Here is a 466-nt window from a genome sequence, read left to right on the forward strand (position 1 = left end):
CAATCAGGAACAACGGCGGTTGAGCAACAGCAACACCGCCGCTTTTACTGAAGACGGCACAGGGTCAGCATCCCGGCAGAGTACAAAAATTAATTAAAAATAATTTTCGCCAAATGCTTGACAAACGAAATAAACCGCGTACCTTTGCAGTCCCAAATGAGGGAAACAAAATGAGAGCCACACCGTAAGTTAAGCATCGGCTTTCAAATTGAGTAACCAGCCAGGGTATTTGGCACCACGATCGGCAACGGCTGATCGCTTCGTTCTTTGACCAACTGTCAGCAATACAATTAACAAGTCTTGATCAGGTTGATTCAGTCGTTTCTTCGGAAAAGGCTTATCAGTCTGCATCAACAAAAGACACGCTACTTCGGTAGCACACATATTTACGATGGAGAGTTTGATCCTGGCTCAGGATGAACGCTAGCGGCAGGCCTAATACATGCAAGTCGGACGGGTAGCAATA

At 45.9% G+C, this 466-nt stretch carries 1 protein-coding gene and 1 rRNA gene; one reads left to right on the forward strand and one right to left on the reverse strand.

Annotated features, from left to right (window positions below):
• Nucleotides 1-189: 189 nt before the first annotated feature.
• Nucleotides 190-384 (reverse strand): hypothetical protein, encoded by a 195-nt coding sequence (locus J2I46_RS32705; RefSeq protein WP_207333319.1) that lies wholly within the window; start codon nucleotides 382-384, stop codon nucleotides 190-192.
• A gap of 4 nt (nucleotides 385-388) precedes the next feature.
• Between J2I46_RS32705 and J2I46_RS32710 the strand changes: the two genes are divergently transcribed.
• Nucleotides 389-466 (forward strand): 16S ribosomal RNA (locus J2I46_RS32710); the annotation flags it as partial.

Origin of the sequence: Fibrella forsythiae, assembly GCF_017353175.1 — a bacterium.
Lineage (GTDB): Bacteria > Bacteroidota > Bacteroidia > Cytophagales > Spirosomataceae > Fibrella > Fibrella forsythiae.

Bases quoted from the DNA above. Each gene is read 5' to 3' on its own strand.
- J2I46_RS32705 (WP_207333319.1), bottom strand. From the start codon at position 384: ATGTGTGCTACCGAAGTAGCGTGTCTTTTGTTGATGCAGACTGATAAG.